Raw genomic sequence first — 19,981 nt, forward strand, 5'->3', positions numbered from 1 at the left:
CGGCCATTTTCGGCGGGGGGCGGATCAATTCCCACGCGATTGCCGGAAGCGCCTCGGCCGATATTTCCGGTCGAGTGTGGACACGGAAAGTGGCGGGCTCGGGGCGCCGAAATGCTGGCGATTTCGGCGGAGCGTCACCGTGTTTCCCGAAGCGGGCGGGTCCCACCCACGGGACTAGGCGGAACAGAGGGCGACCCGGCCGCCGCCGGTCACGCCGGGTAGCGGGCGGGCGGCCGACGACGGGCCGGGTTGATCACGGAGGGTGATGGCCCCCGCGGGCGGATCAGGACCTCGCCAGGGCGCGGAGGAAACGCTCGCTGATCGGGACGGCGCTGGCCGTACTCGACCCACCCTGCTCGACGAAGACCGCGAACGCCACGTCGCCCTGCCAGCCGACGAACCACGCGTGGGTGTGCGCCGGGTTGTTGTCGTACTCGGCAGTGCCGGTCTTGCCGTAGACCGGCCCGCCGGGGACGTCGGCGAGGGCGCTGGCCGTGCCGCCGGTGACCACCGCGCGCATCATCGTCTTCAGCGCCGCCACGGACTCGGCCTTCAGCGCCGGCCCGGCCGGGGCGGGCCGCTGCGGGGCCGGGTCGAGGACGAGCTTGGGCTGCTCCCAGTGCCCCCGGGCCACGGCGGCGGTGGCGCCGGCCATGGCCAGCGGGCTGACCACGGTGGTGCCCTGGCCGATCGCGGCGGCAGCCTGCTCGGTGGCCGAGCCGTTGGCGGAGACCTTGCCGGTGAAGACGTCCGTGCCCACGTCCCACGCCGCCTCCAGGCCCAGCGTGCGGCCGGTGGTGGCGAGCCCGTCCGGCCCGAGAGCCGGGGCCAGTGCGACGAACGCGGTGTTGCAGGACCTGGCGAAGTCGGTGGTGAACGGGACCGGCCCCAGCTCGAAGTTGTCGGAGTTCTTGAACGGGCGGCCGTCGACCACGCGGGTCTTCGGGCAGGCCACCGTGGCCTCCGGCGTCACCGCTCCCTTGTCGAGCAGGGCGAGCGCGCTGACCACCTTGAACGTCGAGCCCGGCGGCACCTGGGCGGTGAAGGCGAGATTCTCGCCGGCCGGGCCGGGGCCGTTCGCGGCGGCCAGCACCGCGCCGTCGCTGATCCGTACGGCCACCAGGGCGGAGCGGCGGGCCGCCCCGCGCAGGGCCGCGTCGGCGGCGTTCTGGGTGGCCTGGTCGAGGGTGGTCTTCAGCGGCTGGCCGGCCTTCGGGGCGCTGCGGAACACCTCCACCCCGGTGGGGGTGGTGGCGCCGTCCGGCGCGCGGCGTTCGATGATCACGGTCAGCCCCGGTGCGCCGCGCAGCCGGTCGTCGTACCGGCCCTGGAGGCCGCCATGGCCGACCAGGTCACCGGCCACGTACTTGTCGGGGTGGGCCTTGAGGTCGTCGGCCTGGGCCTGGTCGACCGAACCGAGCAGGGCCCGGGCAAACTCCCGGGTCGGGGCCAGGTCGAGCTTGTCGGCGGTGAACCTGGTGCCGGGCAGGTCGTAGATCCGGGGCTTGATCTGCCGGTATGCCTCGTCGCGCAGCGTCACCACCTCGACGAACGCGCCGGGCTCGGCCTCGGCGATCCGCTTGGGCAGGTCGGAGAGGTCGACCGGCGGGGTGAGGGCCGGCCGGATCGCCCGGAACCCGGCGTCGAGCTGCCGCACCAGCGCCTTCACGTCGGTGACCTCGCTGGGCTGCACGCCCACCCGGACCACCGGCCGGGGCGCGACGATCGGGGTGCCGGCCGCGTCGAGAATGCCGGCCCGGGTCGCCGGGTCACGGCGCAGCGCGAGGCGGTCACCCTTCTCCAGCTTCTCCTGGACCACCGTCGACTCCCAGATCACCTGCCACTGGTCGTCGCTGCCGCGCTTGAGGCGGACCGGGCTCTCGTAGGCCCAGCGGGTCCGGCCCGGCAGCGTCCAGGTCAGCCGGATCCGCGCGGCCGCCGTGTCCGCGGTGATCGTGGCGTCGCCGACGCGCTCCAGCTCCGGCGGGGTGTCGACCAGCTCGCCGGAGAGCGCCTTGATCTCGTTCGTCACCTCGGCGGCCGAAATCTTGGCCCCGGTCGGGTCGATGAAGCCCACCGCCTGGAGGTTGCCGGAGCGCCAGCCCTTGAGGAACGCGTCGACGCTCTGCTCCGGCCCGTCCTCGCCGGAGCAGCCGGTCAGCGCGCCCGCCGCCAGCACGGTGGCGGCCAGCGCCGCGAGAACCGGGCGGCGAGGGGAGAGGCGGCGGCGGACGGGGTAGGACACGAGCATGAAGCAGTTCCTCCGGTGCGAAGCTGCCCTGCACGCTAGTACGGCAGACCGTTCCCCACCGCCCCGCTCCGGCCTCGGCGAGGGGAAAGACCCCGCTGGCACCGTGTGATGAACATCGCCAGTCCGGGTACTCGGCGACCGCCAGACCACGGACCCGCAACAGGTGAACGGACAAAGTCCCGATCCGGACGTCCGGCCAGTGGTCCGCCGACGAACGGTCAGAACGGCAGGGCCTAGGCTTGGCGGGAGAGTGACCCACAACGCGGTGGGTCGAGGGGAGTGGCACCGATGGACCGGCGTCCGGCGATCAAACCGGGACCCGACCTCCGGCAGGATGACACCGGCCGGGCCGATGACAGCTTCGATTCGGCGACCGACGGGGACGGTTTCGGCCGTCTCGACACAGGAGTGACCGGGATGACCGGTTCGAGCGTCGACACGCTCTACGACCTGGGCCTGCCGTCGCAGGCCCTGGCCGACGACGTGGAGGACGCCGAGCTGGACGAGCCGGTACCGAACGCGGAGCGACTGGTCGCCCAGGCGGTCGCGCTGGCCGGGGACGACCACGACGCGGCGACCCTGGTCGGCCGCTTCTGGCGGTTCGCGCCGGATGAGGAGCTGATCGGCTTCACCGCCGAGGAGATGCTCGCCGCCGCCCGGGCCCACCGGGACCTGGCCCAGCAGCGCGTACCCGGCGAGCTGAAGCTGCGCATCCACGAGCCGGACGCCGACCAGCACCACACCGTCATCGAGATCGTCACCGACGACATGCCCTTCCTGGTCGACTCGGTGACCGCGCTGCTCAACACCCACCACCTCGACGTGCACCTGCTGGTCCACCCGCTGGTGGTGGTCCGCCGGGAGCCGCTGGGCCGGTTGACCGAGGTCTCCGCCGACGTGGAGCCGGACGACGCCATCGCCGGTGACCTGGTCGAGAGCTGGATGCGGGTCGAGATCGACCCGGTCCGCGACGCGGCCGAGCGGGAGCGGCTCCGCAAGGAGCTCCAGCGGGTGCTCACGGACGTGCGGGAGGCCGTCGAGGACTGGCCGAAGATGCGCCAGCGCGCCCTGGCGCTCGCCGACGAGCTGGCCGCCGCGCGCACCTCGGACAACCGGCCGCCGGTGCCGGAGAAGGACATCACCGACTCGGTGGAGCTGCTGCGCTGGCTGGCGCACGACCACTTCACCTTCCTCGGCTACCGCGAGTACCGGCTGGTCGACACCGACGGCGGGGACGGCGGCCAGGCGCTGGAGGCGGTCCTCGGCACCGGGCTCGGCATCCTCCGATCCGACTCGCCGGAGGCCCGGGCGCTGTCGTCGATGACCCCCGAGGCACACGAGCGGGTGCTGGAGAAGCGTCTCCTGATCATCACCAAGGCCAACTCGCGCGCCACCGTGCACCGCTCGGCCTACCTGGACTACATCGGCTTCAAGATCTTCAACGACGCCGGCGAGGTGGTCGGGGAGCGGCGCTTCCTGGGCCTGTTCTCCACCGCGGCGTACCGGACCAGCGTGCAGGAGCTGCCGGTGGTCCGCCGCAAGGTGGCCGAGGTGCTGGACCGTTCGGGCCTGAGCCTGCGCAGCCACTCCGGCAAGGACCTGCTCCAGATCCTGGAGACCTACCCGCGCGACGAGCTGTTCCAGATCAAGACCGACGACCTCTACCACGCGGCCGTCGGCGTGCTCCGCATGGCCGGCCGCCGCCAGCTGCGGGTCTTCCTGCGCCGGGACGCGTACGGGCGATTCATCTCCTGCCTGATCTACCTCCCCCGGGACCGGTTCACCACCCAGAACCGGCTGCGCATGCAGGACATCCTGCTGCGTGAGTTGAACGGCGTCGGGGTCGACTACACCACCCGGGTGACCGAGTCGATGCTCGCCCGGGTGCACTTCATCGTGCGGACCGACCCGACCAACCCGCCCGGGGAGATCGACGCCGACCTGCTCGCCGAGGAGCTGGCCGACGCCACCCGGCTCTGGGACGACGACTACCGGCTGGTGCTGGAGCGCAAGCTCGGCGACGAGCAGGCCAAGCACCTGTTCGCCCGGTACGCCGACGCCTTCCCGGAGGGCTACAAGGACGGGCACACGCCGTACGAGGCGATGAAGGACCTGGCCAAGCTGGAGCTGCTGGAGGAGCCCGGCCAGCTCGAGATGCACCTGTTCCGCAAGCAGGTCGCGGGGCGCACGAACGGCGTCCACCGGGGCGCCGAGGTCGACGAGACCATGGACGTCCGGTTCAAGGTCTACCGGTACGGCGAGCCGATGATGCTCTCCGCCGTCCTGCCGGTGCTGCACTCGCTCGGCGTGAAGGTGGTCGACGAGCACCCGTACGAGGTGGAACGGGTCGACGGCCGGATCTGGCTCTACGACTTCGGCCTGCAACTGCCCGAGGCGCACCAGGACCTGGGCGAGGTGCGCCCGCACGTGGAGAACGCCTTCGCGGCCGCCTGGCGGGGCGAGGCCGAGGTGGACGGCTTCAACGAGCTGGTGCTCCGGGCCGGGCTCACCTGGCGGCAGGTGGTGGTCCTCCGGGCGTACGCGAAGTACCTGCGGCAGGCGGGCACCGTCTTCTCCCAGGAATACATGGAGCAGACGTTCATCGGGTACCCGCGGATCGCCTCGCTGCTGGTGGAACTCTTCGAGACCCGGTTCGCCCCGGGCGCGACCAGCATGGACGAACGGCGGCAGCGCAGCGGTGAGCTGGTCGGCGCGATCGGCGAGGCGCTGGACGACGTGGTCAGCCTGGACCAGGACCGGATCCTGCGGTCCTACCTCACGTTGATCCAGGCCACCCTGCGGACCAGCTTCTACCAGCGGCCGGTCGGCGGGCGGCCCAAGTCGTACGTCGCGTTCAAGCTGGACCCGCAGGCGATCCCGGAGCTGCCGGCGCCGCGGCCGAAGTTCGAGATCTTCGTCTACTCGCCCCGGTTCGAGGCGGTACACCTGCGGTTCGGGCCGGTGGCCCGGGGCGGTCTGCGCTGGTCCGACCGGCGGGAGGACTTCCGCACCGAGGTGCTCGGCCTGGTCAAGGCGCAGATGGTGAAGAACGCCGTGATCGTGCCGGTGGGCGCCAAGGGCGGCTTCGTGCTGAAGCAGAAGCCGGGCGACCGGGACGAGGCGGTGGTCTGCTACAAGGAGTTCGTCGGCGCCATGCTGGACGTCACGGACAACATCGCCAGCGGGGAGATCGTGCCGCCGGAGGACGTGGTCCGGCACGATGGCGACGACCCCTACCTGGTGGTGGCGGCGGACAAGGGCACCGCCACGTTCTCCGACATCGCCAACGAGATCTCCGCCGCGCACAACTTCTGGCTGGGCGACGCGTTCGCCTCCGGCGGTTCGGCCGGCTACGACCACAAGAAGATGGCCATCACCGCCCGGGGCGCCTGGGAGTCGGTGAAGCGGCACTTCCGGGAGTTGGGGCACGACACCCAGACCCAGGACTTCACCGTGGCCGGCGTCGGCGACATGTCCGGCGACGTGTTCGGCAACGGGATGCTGCTGTCCAAGCACATCCGGCTGATGGCCGCCTTCGACCACCGGCACATCTTCCTGGACCCGGACCCGGACGCGGCCACCTCGTGGGACGAGCGGAAGCGGCTGTTCGATCTGCCCCGATCGTCCTGGGAGGACTACAACCCCGAGCTGATCTCGGCCGGCGGCGGGGTTTACCCGCGTACCGCCAAGTCGGTGCCGGTCTCGCCGCAGGTGCGCGCGGTGCTCGGCCTCGACGAGGGCGTCGAGCAGATGTCGCCGCAGGAGCTGATGAAGGCGATTCTCAGCGCGCCGGTGGACCTGTTCTGGAACGGCGGCATCGGCACCTACGTGAAGGCGTCCACGCAGACCAACGCCGAGGTTGGGGACAAGTCCAACGACGCCATCCGAGTGGACGGCAAGAGCCTGCGCTGCCGGGTGGTCGGCGAGGGCGGCAACCTGGGCTTCACCCAGCACGGCCGGATCGAGTACGCCTCGGCCGGCGGCCGCATCTACACCGACTTCATCGACAACGCGGCCGGCGTGGACTGCTCCGACCACGAGGTGAACATCAAGATCCTGCTCAACACGGCGGTCGCCGACGGCGCGCTGACCGTGCCGGCGCGGGACGAGTTGCTCGCCGAGATGACCGACGAGGTCGCCGAGCTGGTGCTGCGGGACAACTACGACCAGGCCCGGGCGATCAACAATGCCCAGGCGCAGGCCGCCTCGCTGCTCCCGGTGCACCGGCGGATGATCAACGAGCTGGAGCGGTCCGGCCAGCTCGACCGGGCGCTGGAGGCGCTTCCGCCGGACGAGGAGCTGGCGGTCCGCAGCGAGAACGGCCTGACCGCGCCGGAGTTCGCGGTGCTGCTGGCGTACGTGAAGATCGTGCTGGAACGCGAGATCGTCGGCGAGGGGCTGGCGGACGAGGAGTGGACGACCGACGTCCTGGTCAACTACTTCCCGACCCCGCTGCGGGAGCGGTTCGCCGACCGGATGGGCCAGCACCGGCTGCGCCGGGACATCGTCACCACGGTGCTGGTGAACGAGGCGATCAACCGGGGCGGCATCTCGTTCGTCTTCCGGGTCGTCGAGGAGACGGCCGCGTCGGCGGCGGACGTGCTGCGGGCGTACGTCGTGGTCCGCGAGGTGTTCGGGCTGCGTGAGCTCTGGGCCGCGGTCGAGGCGCTGGACAACAGGATCTCGCCGGAGCTGCAGACCAGCGTCTACCTGGACTCCCGCCGGCTGCTCGACCGCGCGGTGCGCTGGCTGGTCACCAACCGGCGCTCGCCGATCGACGTGCCGGCGGAGATCGCCCGGCTGCGGGACGGCGTGGCCCGGCTCCTGCCGGACCTGGAGCACCTCTTCTACGGCACCGAGCGGGAGGCGATCGCCGCCCACATCGACTCGCTGACCGAGAAGGGGCTGCCCCGCGAGCTGGCCGAGCAGGCGACCCGGCTGATGTACAGCTTCGGCCTGCTGGACGTGGTGGAGACCGCCCAGTCGACCGGCCGCGACGTGAACGAGGTGGCCTCGGTCTACTTCGTCCTCTCCGACCGGTTCCGGGTGGACGCCCTGCTGTCGAAGATCTCCCTGCTGCCGCGGGAGGACCGCTGGCAGACGCTGGCCCGGATGGCGCTGCGCTACGACCTGTACGCCGCGCTGGCCGCGCTCACCGCGGAGGTCCTCGGCTCCACCCCGGACAACCTGCCGCCGGTGGACCGGGTGCAGGAGTGGGAGCAGGCGAACGCCACCTCGATCCACCGGGCGCACCGGGCAATGGGAGAGTTCGACGAGTCCCGAGCCGACCTGTCCGCCCTGTCGGTGCTGCTCCGGCAGATCCGTACCCTGGTGCGGACCTCGGCCGCGGCCTGAGCCGTCACGGACGCCGGCGCGGCCCGGTGGTCGGTCACCCGACCACCGGGCCGCGCCCGTTCCTCGCCTCACGGCGTCATGCTGGCCAGGACGATGATGTTGTTGAGATAGCTGCGGCTGTTCTGGTCGAAGTCGCCCCCGCAGGTGACCACCCGCAGACCCGGCTTGTCGTTCGGGCCGTAGACCAGATCGGTGGGGAAGGCCGTCTTCGGGTACGACCTCACGTCGTCGACGGTGAAGGTCGCCGTCGAGCCGTCCTCCCGACTGAGGCTGATGGTGTCGCCCTGCTGGAGCGCACCGAGGTTGAAGAAGACCGCCGGCCCGAGCTGGGCCGAGTCGACGTGGCCGACGATGACGGCGTTGCCGACCTCACCCGGGCTGGCCCCCAGCGAGTACCAGCCCGCCGTCATGGCCTGGCTCAGCGGCGGCACCTGCACGGTGCCGTCCGCGTTGAGGCCGAGGCTCATGATCTGGGCGTTCACCCCGATCCGGGGGATCGTGACCGTGGTCGGGGTCGACCGGGGCAGCCCGGCGAGTGCCATGTCCGGGGCCGGCGTGGACCCGTCGCCGGTGGCCGCCTGCTCGGCGGTGTCCGTGCCGGCACTTGGCGCGGCGGAGGCCGAGCCGGGTGTGGTGGCGGGGGCCGAATCGGCGGGCCCGGCCTGGGCGATCGGCTGGGGCGGCCGGGGCGGGGGCGTGGTCCGGAAGGAGGCGCCGACCAGGGCGGAGCCCACCATGGCGAGCAGGACGACGACGGCGGCGCCGGCGGCGCGCCACGGTCTCCCGTGACGGCCGCCGGCCCGTGTCGCCGTCTCGTCAGGCCAGGTCATCGGCCCGACGCCGACGCAGCAGCACCATGCCGCCCAGGGCGGCGGCACCGATGACGCCCACCCCGCTGGCGGCCATCTTGCCGTCCAGGCTGGTGGTGGTCATGCCACCGTCACCACCGTCGACGTGGCCACGCGGCATGCAGTCCTTCCGGTCGCGGTCCTTGTCGCGGTCCTTGTCGCGGTCCTTGTCGGACTTCTCGTCCCTGCCGTGGTCGTCCTTGTCGCTCCAGTCGCCGTGGCTGGACTTGTCGTCCTTGCCGTGGTCGTCCTTGTCGCTCCAGTCGTCGTGGCCGGACTTGTCGTCCTTCTTGTCCTTGTCCTTGTCCTTGTTGTTCCAGTCGTCGTGGCTGGACTTGTCGTCCTTCTTGTCCTTGTCCTTGTCCTTGTCCTTCTGGCCGTAGTCCGACTCCGCGTCCTGGCCGTACTCGTCGTGGCTCTGCCAGTCGCTGCCCGACTTGTCGTCCTTTTTGCCCGAGTCCTTCGGGTCCTTCCAGTCGCCCTGGCCCGGCTGGTCGGCGGCGACCATGCCGCCACCCGAGCCGCCCGGCGCCGGGGGCTGGCCGCCGCCGTACTGCTCCTGGTAGTCGCCACGGCCGTCCGGACCCTTGCCGTGGTCGTCCTTGCCGTCCTTGCCGTGGTCGTCCTTGCCGTCCTTGCCCTTGTCGTCGCGGCCGTGCTGTTCCTTGCCGTCGGGGCCGTGGTCGGCGTCCTTGCCGTCGTGGTCCTTGCGGTCCTCGTCCTTGCGGTCCGAGTCCTTGCGGTCCCAGTCCTTGTAGTCCGAGTCCTTGCGGTCCCAGTCCTTGCGGTCCCAGTCCTTGTGGTCCCAGTCCTCATGGTCGCCAGGGCAGAAGTCAAGAAGACTTACCTGCGGCTTGGCGACAGTGCCCGCGTACGCGCCGCTCGCGGCCGCGTTTGCCGCCCCGGGCGAGAACAGCAGCAGGGACGCGCCGCCGAGAGCAGCGCCCGCAACGAGCTTCCTGAGCATCTTCGTTCCCATGACCAGCGTCACTCCATCCCCTGTTTGTCCTGAGCCCGACGTTGGTCGAGCTACGCCCGACGTTAGACCGTTTCGCGACTTATCCGAGGAAAGATTCGCGTATTGGAGTTTTCTGACGCTGGGGGGCATAGGAGGCCTTCGTGGTCGTGCTCACCCGTCGCTGATCCGCTGTGCCGTGCCGGGTCGTCCCGACGCGGCTGGGCTGGTCGGGCGGCCCGTGCCGGGTCGTGTCGACCGTTGCGGGTCTGCGGGCTTTCGCGACCGGCCGTCCGTTTCGCCGCCTCTGGGGCGCCCACCCGCGTAGAGGTCGAATACATCGACCCATTGCCATGGAAGCGCTCCTATCAAGGCGCGCGGTTCGGGGAGCCGCACCGCGAGCTGGGAGGTCGAGGGCAACACCTACGTCAACGGCCGGAGTCGGGTCTCGGTGAGCGTCCCCGCGAACCCCGAGGCGGGCATCGACGCGAACGCCTGGGGGAAGCCCCGGGCGAGTCGGACGGCTCCAACACCGCCATTCCGACCGACGACGGCAAGGGCTTCGACCGGATGTGCGACCCGACCTACACCGGTAGCGCCCGCACCGGCAAGAACCTGACCGGCGCCCTGCCGCATGCCGAGCGGCCTACCCGCCGCTCTCCTGACCGCGGTGGCCGGGCCCGCCCGCGGCGGCGGGAGTGAGGCACTGCCGCGCGGGCTCCCCGGGCCCCTGGTCGACGTCGGACGGCCAGGGGTCCCGGCCGTCCGTCAGGGGACCGTCTTCTCGATCGCCGCCCGGCCCAGCTCGGCCAGGTCGCGGCGGGCCCGCTCGAGGTTCTCCGCGGTGAGGTCCTGGCCCCGGGCCATCACCAGGTCCTCCGGCTCCCACGGCTGCTCAGCGCCGGTGCGGATGTTGTCCCCGCCGGCCCCGGTGCCGGTGCCGGTCGCCCCGGTTCCGGCCGCGTACGGGTCGCCGAGGAGGTCCGGCGATCCGGTGTCGGGCACCGCGCCGTCGGGCTCGGTGAAGACCGGATTGTCCGGATCGGTGCCGCCGCTGCGCAGCTGCGGCACCGTGCTGTCGTCGTCCACGGCCGCAGCCACCTCGGGGGTCTCCTCCAACGGCCGCTGGCCGTAACGGTCACGATCCGCCATGCTGCTGCCCTCCTGTCCCGTTCCGTGATCCACCTGGGGTACCCCGTGCGAGCCGGGGCATGCCGCCGGCGGTCGGGTCAGCGCTCCTCGCCGCGGTGCGGCGCCGGCGCCTCGTTCGGCCGGACCCACTGCCAGGCCAGCATCAGCAGGCCGAAGACGAGCATGACCAGCCCGGCCCAGAGGTTGATCCGGACGCCCTGCGCCTTGTCGATCTCGGCGGACGAGTCGAAGAGCCCCATCAGGCCCACGATCAGCCCGTACACGACGAACAGCCCACCGATCACCCGGCGGATGTCGAAGAGCCGGGCCGCCGCGGAGCGCTGCCGCTCCTCCTCGGTCTCCTCGACCAGCGGGTCGTACGACTCGCGGTCGTGGTGGCGGTGCTCGCGGTGGTCGGACATGGCGTTCGTCCCTTCCCTCAGAAGACCGGGATGTAGAACAGGGCGGCGAGGATGACGGCGACCACGCCGAGCAGCACGGGCGAGCGGTACCAGGCGGCGTCGCCGGCCAGCGAGTCGTCGGTCAGCGTGGTGTCGGCCATGCCGTAGACCAGCCCCTCCAGCTCGTGATCGCGCTTCGGGCGGGTGAGCGGGGTGACGATCAGGGCGACCACCGCCACGGTGACGAACGCGATGCCGGCGCCCCAGAAGCTCTCCTCCAGGTCCGAGTTGAAGTGCACCACGCCGCCCCGGTAGAGCAGGTACGTCGCCAGTGCCGCCAGGGTGCCCAGCAGCAGGGACCAGAAGCCGGCCAGCGCGCTCATCCGCTTCCAGAACATGCCGATGATGAAGGTGGCGAAGAGCGGGGCGTTGAAGAGCGAGAACAGCGCCTGGATGTAGTTCATGATGTTGCTGAAGCCGGCCGCGATGAACGCGGTGCCGATGCCCACCAGCACGCCGGCCACGGTGGCGAGCCGGCCGATCTTCACGTAGTACTCGTCCGAGCGGTCCCGCTTGAAGTACGCCTGCCAGATGTCGTACGTGAAGACGGTGTTGAAGCCGCTGACGTTGGCCGCCATGCCGGCCATGAACGAGGCGAGCAGGCCGGTGACCGCGATGCCGAGCACCCCGTTGGGGAGCAGGTCGCGCATGAGCAGCGGGATGGCGTTGTTGTAGACCAGGTCGCCCTTCTCGGCGCCCAGCCCCTGCACGGTGACCAGGGCGACCAGGCCGGGGATCACGGTGACCAGGGGGATGAACAGCTTCGGGTAGGCGGCGATGATCGGCGTACGCCGGGCGGCGCTCATGTTCCGCGCGGAGAGGGCCCGCTGCACCTCGGCGAAGTTGGTGGTCCAGTAGCCGAACGAGAGCACGAAGCCGAGGCCGAAGACGATGCCCAGCCAGTGCGCGCCGAGCGGATTGTCGGTGCCGCCGGTGCCCTGCCAGGCGTGCAGCCCGGCCTCGCCGAGCTTGGAGCCGCGGACCGCGTCCATCAGGCCGCTGACGCCCCCGACCTTCACCAGGCCGATCACGGTGATCGGGATCAGGCCGGCGAGGATCACGAAGAACTGGAGCACCTCGTTGTAGATCGCGCCGGAGAGGCCACCGATGGTGATGTACGCCAGCACGATGAACGCGCCGACCACGATCGCGATCCAGAGCGGCCAGCCGAGCAGGGCCTGCATCACCAGCGCCAACGCGTACAGGTTCACCCCGGCGATGAGCACCTGGGCGAGCGCGAAGCTGATCGCGTTGAGCAGGTGGGTCGGGCGGTTGAACCGGAGCCGCAGGTACTCGGGGACGCTGCGGACCTTCGAGCCGTAGTAGAAGGGCATCATCACGATGCCCAGGAAGACCATCGCCGGCACGGCGCCGATCCAGTAGTAGTGGACGGTCATCACGCCGTACTGGGCGCCGTTGGCGGCCATGCCGATGATCTCCAGCGCGCCCAGGTTGGCCGAGACGAACGCCAGTCCGGTCACCCAGGCGGGCAGGGACCGCCCGGAGAGGAAGAAGTCGACGCTGGTGCGGATGGCCCGCCGGGCGGCGAAGCCGACCCCGAGCACGGTGACGAAGTAGAGCGCCAGGATCACGTAGTCGAGGGCGTTCATGTTCAACCTGAGGCCATCACCCATCCCGTGCTCCCCTCCGCGGCGGTGCTGCGCCCGCAGGTACCCAGATAGCGGATTTTCATGCCACAGTGCGATTTTGGGCGCAAACGCGAGCCCCGGCCGGACGGCCGGGGCTCGCTCGGAATCGGCTCAGCGGCCGAGGACGCGGTCCAGGAAGTCCCGGTAGCCCCGGACGGCCACCCGGAGCTGCTCGGTGTCGGCCGAGCCGGACTCCCGCCAGCCGCCCAGCTTGCTCTTCTGCTCCTGCAGCGCGGTGGAGAGCGCCTGGATCGCCTCCTCGACCAGGGACTGTGCCTCGCCGACCGCGGCCTGCGGGTCGTCGACGAAGCGGAGCTGCACGTCCCGCCAGCGGTCCCGGAAGCCCTGCGCGGTTTCCGGGGCGAAGAGCGTGGCGGCGTCCGCCGGCACCGCGCCCGGGGTGGGACGGGCCGCCCCGGCCAGGGCCGCGCCCGCCCCGGCGGCGGCACCGGCCACGCCCGCGCCCGCCGCGGCGGTGCTGCTGTCCGGGTCGACCATCGCCGGCTCGGCGCTGCCGTAGCCGGCGGCGCCGGCGGCCGGGGCGTCGTCGCGCGCGGAGTGCTCGGCCGCCCAGCGGTCCGGGTCGTGCAGCCGGTCGCCGGCCGTCGGGTCCGCCCGCTCGTCATCGAACGCGTCGGTCCGTCCCGGCGCGCCGTCACCCGGCGCGGCGGTGTCCTCGCCGCGCGCGTCGCGCTCGTCCTCGGGCCGCCCGCTGGCCATCGCGGAGGCGGCCACCGCGTCGCCCACCGTGGCGGCCCCGAACACGGTCGGCAGCGGGGCGGGGTCGTGGTACACCGGCCGCTCGTCGGCGTCGGCGTCGGCGTCGGCGGCCTCCGCGTCCCGGACCTCCCGGGCGTCGTACGCCCGGGTCTCGTCCAGCTCGGCGTCCCGGAAGGCCGGGTCGTCGGCCGGCCGGTCGTCGGCGCGGTCGCCGATCACCGCCGGGTCGTCGAAGGTGCCCCGGTCGTCCAGCGCGTCCTCGGGTACGTCGGTCCGGGCGCCCCGGTCGGGACGGTGCCCGTCGCCGTCGCCGTCGCCGTCGCCGGGCGGAGTGACCGGCACCGGCGCGGACCGGACGGCCTCGGGGTGTTCCTGCGTGACCTGCTGCTCTTCCTGGCGCATGGCGGCAGCCTCCTCAGCGGCTCGTGGCGTCGTGCTCGTGGTCGGGGTGGCGCGGCTCCGGCGGCTGGTGGCCGACCGGGTCCTCGCCGAGCAGGTCGGCGAAGAGGGCCCGGTAGTGCACGAGCGCCTGCCGGAGTTCCTCCGTGCCGGCCTCGCCGCGCTCGTTGCGCAGCCGGATGTCGTGGGCGTCGCGGTAGTGGGTCAGGGTGCGGGCGTGCTCGACGGAAAGGTGGGCGATCTGTTCGGAGAAGTCGCCGGTGGGGTATCCCCGCTCGGCGATCAACCGGCTGACCAGCTCGTCGGCCTCGCCCACGGTCTCCGCGGGGGAGTCGACGAAGCGGACCTGGAGTTCCTCCCAGGCCGCGGCGTACTTGGCTCGGGATTCCGGGCTGAGCGGGGTGAGTTCCAGCTCGGCGTGGCGGCGCTCCCGCTCGCGCAGCTCCCGCTCGGCGGCGCTCCGGCTGTCCTGCTCGGCGACGGCCCGGTCGTACTCCGGGCCGAAGCGCTGCCTGAGGGCGCGCCGGCGGCTCGCGACCACGGCGATCGCGGCCAGCGCCGCGAGCACAAGGACGACGATGACTATGACGACTACCTGCGTGGACGACATGGCTCCTCCTTCGCCCGCTGGTATTCCCTCTGCGCGGTGATCGCCAATCCCGATCCGGGCTACTTTCCTGACCGGTTTTCGCGGTTCAAACGCCCCGCCGGCATGGCGCTGCCCACAGCCCGATCCACGAGGGGCCAAAGCTGAGTCACCCCAGAAAGCGCCGAGCGATGCCGACCGGCATCGGGGTGTCGCCCTCCGCCGCCCCGCGTTCGAGTGAACACCAACCAGGACGGTGGTCGGGGGCCGTACGGGGTGGACACGCCGTGGGCCGGGCTGCGGGAGCATCCCACCGGTCCGTTCCGGCGGGGCGCTCGCGTCGAAAGGCGTCCACAGCGGAACATCCCGGACGGTAGTGACAGGCGAGACGGCCGGTAGTGCATTGGGGCGCTGATTACGTATCCTGCCCAAGGCGCCTGAGCCGGGGCCCGGCGTCGCCGCCGGGCCGCCTTCCGGTCAGGGCAGCGCCACCCCTGCGACACCTTCCGGGCGAGGTCTGATGAACACCCGTGACTGGCCGATCCGCGCCAAGCTGACCGCGCTGGTCATCGGACCGATGACCGCGCTGCTGGCGCTCTGGATCTTCGCCACCACGCTGACCTTCGGGCCGGCCCTCGACCTGCTCGCCGCGCGCACCTACCTCTACGACCTGGGGCGCCCCGGCGAGACCGTGGTGGCCGAGCTGCAACAGGAACGCCGGCTCTCCGTCGTCCAGCTCGCCGGCGACACCGCCCTGCCGGCCCTCGCCGAGCAGCGGAACCGCACCGACCGGGCGGTCGCCGAGCTGCGCCGCCGGGTCGGCGGCGAGGACCTGCGCGACGCCGCCGACGACCTGCTCGACGCCCGCCTCGACCAGTTGGTCTCGGCGCTCGACGCGCTGCCCGCCGGACGCGGCTTCATCGACGGCCGCAAGGTGGACCGGGCCGGGGCGATCGGCCTCTACAGCGGGATGATCAGTTCCGCCTTCCAGGCGTTCTCCGCGATGGCCAACCTGCCCGACGCCAAGCTCAACCGGGAGGCCACGGCGCTCACCGCGCTGGGCCGGTCCCGGGAGCTGCTCGGCCAGGCGGACGCCCTGCTCGCCGGCGCGATCACCGCCGGCCGGTACGCCGAGGGCGAGCATGAGCAGCTCGTCCGCACCATCGACAACGAGCGGTTCCTGGCCGAGAACGCGGTGGCTGACCTGCCGCCGGCCGAGCGGGCCGAATACCAGCGGGTCACCGAGGGGGCGGACTTCGTCCGGCTGCGCGCCCTGCAGGACACCCTGATCCGCGACCGCGACCTGCCGTCCCGGCTCGACGTACGGACCTGGGAGTCGAGCCAGGCGGCGGTCGCGCAGGGTCTGCGGGACTTCGAGCTGCGCAGCGCGGACGCATTGGCCGAGCGTTCGGTGCCGTTGGCGGTGAAGATCCTGGTCCGGCTCGCCGTCGCGGGGGTGCTCGGTCTGGGGGCCGTGGTGGCCTCGGTCCTGGTGGCGCTGCGGGTCGGGCGGTCCCTGGCGATCCGGCTCCTGCGCGTCCGGAAGGTGCTGAACCGGGCCGAGCGCGCGCTACCGGAGGTGATGGAGCGGCTGCGTCGTGGCGAGGAGGTCGACATCGCCCGGGAGGCCCCGTCCCGCGACTACGGCGCGGACGAGATCGGCCAGCTCGGGCGGGCCTTCACCGAGGTGCAGCGGACGGCGATCCGGGCCGCGATGAACGAGGCCAGCCTGCGCCGGGGGCTCAACGAGGTCTTCCTCAACATCGCCCGGCGCAGCCAGGGCCTGGTGCACCGGCAGTTGGCGCTGCTGGACCGGCTGGAGCGGCACACCGAGGACCCGGACGAGCTGGCCGGCCTCTTCCAGGTCGATCACCTGGCCACCCGGCTCCGGCGGCACGCCGAGGACCTGGTCATCCTCGCCGGCGCGGCACCCGGCCGGGGCTGGCGGAACCCGGTCGCCGCCGTCGACGTGATCCGCGGCGCGATCTCCGAGGTGGAGTCGTACGACCGGGTGGACATCGGTGCGGTGCATTCGGCCGGCGTGCTCGGCCGGGCCGTCGGCGACGTCATCCACCTGCTCGCCGAGCTGATCGAGAACGCCACCGCGTTCTCCCCGCCCGGCAGCCGGGTCGACGTCACCGGACGGGCCGGCCCCGACGGGTACGTGCTGGCGATCACCGACCACGGGCTGGGCATGTCGCCCCAGGCCCTGGCCGACGCCAACCACAAGCTGTCCCGGTCGCCCGAGTTCGACCCGGCCGACAGCGCCCGGCTCGGGCACTTCGTGGTGGCCCGGCTCGCCGCCCGGCACGGCGTCCGGGTGGAGCTGCGGCCGGCCACCCCGGCCGGGGTCACCGCGGTGGTGCACCTCCCGGCCGACCTGATCACCGACGAGCCGGCGCTGGCGCCGACCGGCCCGGCCGGCGGCCCGGCGCCCGAGGACCGGCGGATGGCGAAGGTGACCCGGCTGGCCGCGGGGCCCCGGACCCGCACCGCCCGGCCCGGCCGCGAACGCCCCGAGTCCGCGGTGGTGCCGCTGTCGATGACCCGTACCTCCTCGGTGGAGGCCCCCGCGGACGGCGAGGGCCTGCCGCGCCGAATCCGTCGGCGCGGACCGGTGGACCACCCTCGGCCGGCCGTCGCGGACACCCCCGCCCCGCGCTCGCCGGAGGAGGCCCGCCGGGCCATGTCCGCCCTCCAGGCCGGGACCGCCCGGGGCCGCCGGGACGGCGCCCGCGCCGGCGACGACCCGACGGCCACCGTCCGGCTCCCGAAGGTGGCGTCGCCGGTCACGGCCCCCCCACCGGCGGAGGCCACGCCGGAGAAACCCGCCGACGGCGCCGCCGTCACCCCGTCCCCGGCCGCCGAGCCCTCCCCGCCGGAGCCGGCGCCGGCTCCGGAACCTCCGACTGCGACTGAGAGGGACGCCTAGTGGTGCACACGACGCGGCAGAACGCCGATCTCGACTGGTTGCTCGACGACCTGGTGGAGCGGGTGCCGGCCGCCCGCCAGGCGGTGGTGCTGTCCGCGGACGGGCTCCTGCTCGGCGCCTCCGGCGAACTGAGCCGCACCGACGCCGAGCACCTCTGCGCCCTGGCCTCCGGCTTCTCCAGCCTCGCCAAGGGCGCCACCCGCCACCTGGCCGGTGGCGCGGTCCGGCAGACCGTGGTGGAGATGGATTCCGCGTACCTCTTCGTGACGGCGGCCGGGCAGGGTGCCTGCCTGGCGGTGGTGAGCGACGCCGACGCCGACATCGGCCTGGTGGCGTACGAGATGGCGATGCTGGTGATCCGGGTCGGCGAGAACCTCAGCGCCCCGGCCCGGGCGGGGGCGGGAGCCGCCGATGCGGACTGAGTCGCCGGGGCCGCAGCACGAGTGGCTGGACGCCGCCGCGGGTCCCGTCGTCCGTCCGTACACCCTCACCGGCGGGCGGGTGCGGCCGTCGGTCGAGGGCTTCGACCTGATGGCGTTCGTGCTGGCCACGCCGGTGGCCGACCTGACCGGCGTACCCGGTCTCCAGCCGGAGCACCGGCGCCTGGTCGAGCTGGCCGGGCGGCCGGTCGCGGTGGCCGATCTCGCCGCCGACCTGGACCTCGCCGTCGGCGTGATCCGCGTGCTGCTCGGCGACCTGCTCGCCCGCGGGCTCGTCGCGGTGCACCAGCCGCCGGCCGCCGCGTATCTGCCCGACGACAACATCCTCAAGGCGGTGGTCAGTGGACTCCGTGCGCTTTGACCGGGAGGCCGCCACGCCGCGGATCCCGCTGGCCCTGAAGATCCTCATCGCCGGTGGCTTCGGGGCCGGCAAGACGACGCTGGTGAGCGCGTTGAGCGAGGTCCGGCCGTTGCAGACCGAGGAGGTGCTGACCGGCGCCGGGATCGGCACTGACGACGTCTCCGGGGTGGAGGAGAAGTCCACCACCACGGTGGCGATGGACTTCGGCCGGATCACCATCAACGACGACCTGCAGGTCTACCTCTTCGGCACCCCGGGACAGGACCGGTTCTGGTTCCTCTGGGACGAGCTCGCCTTCGGCGCCCTCGGCGCGGTGGTGCTCGCGGACACCCGACGGCTGGCCGACTGCTTCCCCTCGATCGACTACTTCGAGCAGCGGGGCATCCCGTTCGTGGTGGGGGTGAACTGCTTCGACGGCGCCCGGCGGTTCAGCCTGGCGGCGGTGCGCGACGCGCTGGACCTGGACCCGGACGTGCCGCTGGTGCTCTGCGACGCGCGGGACCGGCAGTCCGGGAAGCTGGTGCTGATCTCGCTGGTCGAGCACGTCGCGCGGCAACGCGGCGAGCCGGTGCCGGTGGGCTGACCCGTCCCGGCCGCCGGCCCGCCGCCCGAACTGGTCGCGGAAAAGACGGCTAACCGGCCGGCCCGCCGGGAAGCCTCTGGTTGGATCGACGGAGGAACGGCGGAAGGTGGGACCGGTGACCGGGCAGGACGCGATCGTCCACATCGGCGGTTACACGGCGGAGATGGGCGGGCGGGCCGAGGGCATCGTCGCCGCCCGCCGGGACCCGGCGTCGGGGGAGCTGACCCCGCTCGGCACGGTGGCGGTCACTCCGTCCCCGTCGTTCCTGGTCCGGCACCCGGCGCTGCCGGTCCTGTACGCGGTCAACGAGCTGGGCGAGGGCCAGGTCAGCGCGTTCCGGACCGGCCCGGACGGCGATCTCGACCCGCTCGGCGTCCGCCCGACCGGCGGGGCCGAGCCGTGCCACCTGGCGGTCACCGCGGACGGGCGGCACCTCGTGGTGGCGAACTACGGCGGCGGCAGCGTGGCCGTCTTCCCGCTCGACCGCGACGGGGTGCCGGGGGAGCGCAGCGACCTGGTCCGGCACGAGGGGCACGGTGCCGACCCGCAGCGGCAGGAGCAGGCGCACTGCCACATGGTCTCGCCCGACCCGGACGGCGGCCCGCTGCTCGCCGTCGACCTGGGCACCGACTCGGTCTACCGGTACGACCTGGACGCCGCCTCCGGCCGGTTGGTGCCCCGGGCGCCGCGGGTGCGGACGCCGGCCGGTACCGGACCGCGCCACCTGGCCCGGCATCCGGACGGGCGGCGCTGCTGGCTGGTCGGCGAGCTGGACGCGACGGTCACCGGCTACGAGCTGACCGCCGACGGCGCGCTGCACCAGCGTGCCCGGGTGGACGCGAGCGGCCGGGCGGGGCACGTGCAGCCCTCCGAGGTGGCCGTCGGCCCGGACGGGCGCTTCCTCTACGTGGGCAACCGCGGGGTGGGCACGGTCGCCGTCTTCGCGGTGGCGGGGGAGGTGCCCGAGCTGGTGGCGGAGGTGGAGACCGGTGGGGAGTGGCCCCGGCACTTCGCCCTCGCGGGGGAGCACCTGTACGTGGCCGACGAGCGAGCCGACATGATCAGGATCTTCCGGGTCGACGTCGCCACGGGGGTGCCGGAGCCGGTCGGTGAGCCGCTCCCGATGGCGAGCCCGACGTGTGTGCGCCCGTGACGGCCCGGTCGCCGAACGCCCGTCCCTTGTGGACCGCCACCACGTCCAATGACTGACCAATCACTCAAAGTAGCGATTTGGCGAGCAACTGTTTCTGCTCCGTAACTTTCGTCCGAACGGTTGTGGCAGTAACCCCACGAGATACGCAAGATGGTCA

Annotated in this window: 14 protein-coding genes and 1 pseudogene; 7 read left to right on the forward strand and 8 right to left on the reverse strand. The window is 72.5% G+C overall.

Annotated elements, in window-relative coordinates:
* Positions 1–283 precede the first annotated feature (283 nt).
* Positions 284–2,251 carry a penicillin-binding transpeptidase domain-containing protein gene (locus Q2K19_RS16910; protein WP_302772185.1) on the reverse strand — a complete coding sequence of 656 codons (1,968 nt, stop codon included), beginning with the start codon at positions 2,249–2,251 and terminating at the stop codon, positions 284–286.
* Between the two features lie 288 nt (positions 2,252–2,539).
* On the opposite strand from Q2K19_RS16910, the gene Q2K19_RS16915 reads away from it, so the two are divergent.
* Entirely contained in the window at positions 2,540–7,606 is a 5,067-nt protein-coding gene (locus Q2K19_RS16915) for an NAD-glutamate dehydrogenase (RefSeq protein WP_302772187.1), read from the forward strand.
* Between the two features lie 68 nt (positions 7,607–7,674).
* On the opposite strand, the gene Q2K19_RS16920 is transcribed toward Q2K19_RS16915, so the two are convergent.
* Positions 7,675–8,436 carry a class F sortase gene (locus Q2K19_RS16920; protein ID WP_302762203.1) on the reverse strand — a complete coding sequence of 254 codons (762 nt, stop codon included), beginning with the start codon at positions 8,434–8,436 and terminating at the stop codon, positions 7,675–7,677.
* Complete coding sequence (locus tag Q2K19_RS16925) at positions 8,423–9,433, reverse strand: hypothetical protein (RefSeq protein WP_302762205.1); 1,011 nt, start codon at positions 9,431–9,433, stop codon at positions 8,423–8,425. The genes Q2K19_RS16920 and Q2K19_RS16925 overlap by 14 nt, the downstream gene beginning before the upstream one ends.
* Positions 9,434–9,850: 417 nt before the next feature.
* On the opposite strand from Q2K19_RS16925, the pseudogene Q2K19_RS33525 reads away from it, so the two are divergent.
* A pseudogene (locus tag Q2K19_RS33525) lies at positions 9,851–10,048 on the forward strand (cellulose 1,4-beta-cellobiosidase); the annotation flags it as partial.
* A gap of 129 nt (positions 10,049–10,177) precedes the next feature.
* On the opposite strand, the gene Q2K19_RS16930 reads toward Q2K19_RS33525, so the two are convergent.
* From Q2K19_RS16930 to Q2K19_RS16950, 5 genes are all read right to left on the reverse strand, one after another.
* Complete coding sequence (locus tag Q2K19_RS16930) at positions 10,178–10,561, reverse strand: hypothetical protein (protein ID WP_302762207.1); 384 nt, start codon at positions 10,559–10,561, stop codon at positions 10,178–10,180.
* Between the two features lie 77 nt (positions 10,562–10,638).
* On the reverse strand, positions 10,639–10,962 hold the full coding sequence (locus Q2K19_RS16935) for a hypothetical protein (protein ID WP_302762208.1): 324 nt from the start codon (positions 10,960–10,962) through the stop codon (positions 10,639–10,641).
* 17 nt (positions 10,963–10,979) lie between these two features.
* Positions 10,980–12,635, reverse strand: a complete 1,656-nt coding sequence (locus Q2K19_RS16940) for a sodium:solute symporter family protein (protein ID WP_302762210.1) — start codon at positions 12,633–12,635, stop codon at positions 10,980–10,982.
* Between the two features lie 126 nt (positions 12,636–12,761).
* Entirely contained in the window at positions 12,762–13,772 is a 1,011-nt protein-coding gene (locus Q2K19_RS16945; RefSeq protein ID WP_302762212.1) for a hypothetical protein, read from the reverse strand.
* Between the two features lie 13 nt (positions 13,773–13,785).
* Positions 13,786–14,379 carry a hypothetical protein gene (locus Q2K19_RS16950; RefSeq protein ID WP_302762213.1) on the reverse strand — a complete coding sequence of 198 codons (594 nt, stop codon included), beginning with the start codon at positions 14,377–14,379 and terminating at the stop codon, positions 13,786–13,788.
* A gap of 496 nt (positions 14,380–14,875) precedes the next feature.
* On the opposite strand from Q2K19_RS16950, the gene Q2K19_RS16955 reads away from it, so the two are divergent.
* The 5 genes from Q2K19_RS16955 (at position 14,876) to Q2K19_RS16975 (ending at position 19,824) form a co-directional block, all read left to right on the forward strand.
* A complete protein-coding gene (locus Q2K19_RS16955) occupies positions 14,876–17,287 on the forward strand; it encodes a sensor histidine kinase (RefSeq protein ID WP_302762215.1) in 2,412 nt (803 codons plus the stop codon).
* Positions 17,287–17,709, forward strand: a complete 423-nt coding sequence (locus Q2K19_RS16960; protein WP_302762217.1) for a roadblock/LC7 domain-containing protein — start codon at positions 17,287–17,289, stop codon at positions 17,707–17,709. Before Q2K19_RS16955 ends, Q2K19_RS16960 begins: the two co-directional genes overlap by 1 nt.
* A complete protein-coding gene (locus tag Q2K19_RS16965; RefSeq protein ID WP_302762219.1) occupies positions 17,699–18,088 on the forward strand; it encodes a DUF742 domain-containing protein in 390 nt (129 codons plus the stop codon). The genes Q2K19_RS16960 and Q2K19_RS16965 overlap by 11 nt, the downstream gene beginning before the upstream one ends.
* Complete coding sequence (locus tag Q2K19_RS16970) at positions 18,069–18,671, forward strand: GTP-binding protein (RefSeq protein WP_302762221.1); 603 nt, start codon at positions 18,069–18,071, stop codon at positions 18,669–18,671. Before Q2K19_RS16965 ends, Q2K19_RS16970 begins: the two co-directional genes overlap by 20 nt.
* A gap of 115 nt (positions 18,672–18,786) precedes the next feature.
* Complete coding sequence (locus Q2K19_RS16975; RefSeq protein ID WP_302762222.1) at positions 18,787–19,824, forward strand: lactonase family protein; 1,038 nt, start codon at positions 18,787–18,789, stop codon at positions 19,822–19,824.
* Positions 19,825–19,981: the final 157 nt, after the last annotated feature.

Source organism: Micromonospora sp. NBRC 110009 (assembly GCF_030518795.1).
Lineage (GTDB): Bacteria > Actinomycetota > Actinomycetes > Mycobacteriales > Micromonosporaceae > Micromonospora.

Coding starts and splice junctions, on each gene's coding strand:
- Q2K19_RS16950 (WP_302762213.1), bottom strand. CDS start 14,379: ATGTCGTCCACGCAGGTAGTCGTCATAGTCATCGTCGTCCTTGTGCTC.
- Q2K19_RS16925 (WP_302762205.1), bottom strand. CDS start 9,433: ATGGGAACGAAGATGCTCAGGAAGCTCGTTGCGGGCGCTGCTCTCGGC.
- Q2K19_RS16915 (WP_302772187.1), top strand. CDS start 2,540: ATGGACCGGCGTCCGGCGATCAAACCGGGACCCGACCTCCGGCAGGAT.
- Q2K19_RS16965 (WP_302762219.1), top strand. CDS start 17,699: ATGCGGACTGAGTCGCCGGGGCCGCAGCACGAGTGGCTGGACGCCGCC.
- Q2K19_RS16940 (WP_302762210.1), bottom strand. CDS start 12,635: ATGGGTGATGGCCTCAGGTTGAACATGAACGCCCTCGACTACGTGATC.
- Q2K19_RS16935 (WP_302762208.1), bottom strand. CDS start 10,962: ATGTCCGACCACCGCGAGCACCGCCACCACGACCGCGAGTCGTACGAC.
- Q2K19_RS16920 (WP_302762203.1), bottom strand. CDS start 8,436: ATGACCTGGCCTGACGAGACGGCGACACGGGCCGGCGGCCGTCACGGG.
- Q2K19_RS16955 (WP_302762215.1), top strand. CDS start 14,876: ATGAACACCCGTGACTGGCCGATCCGCGCCAAGCTGACCGCGCTGGTC.
- Q2K19_RS16930 (WP_302762207.1), bottom strand. CDS start 10,561: ATGGCGGATCGTGACCGTTACGGCCAGCGGCCGTTGGAGGAGACCCCC.
- Q2K19_RS16945 (WP_302762212.1), bottom strand. CDS start 13,772: ATGCGCCAGGAAGAGCAGCAGGTCACGCAGGAACACCCCGAGGCCGTC.
- Q2K19_RS16910 (WP_302772185.1), bottom strand. CDS start 2,251: ATGCTCGTGTCCTACCCCGTCCGCCGCCGCCTCTCCCCTCGCCGCCCG.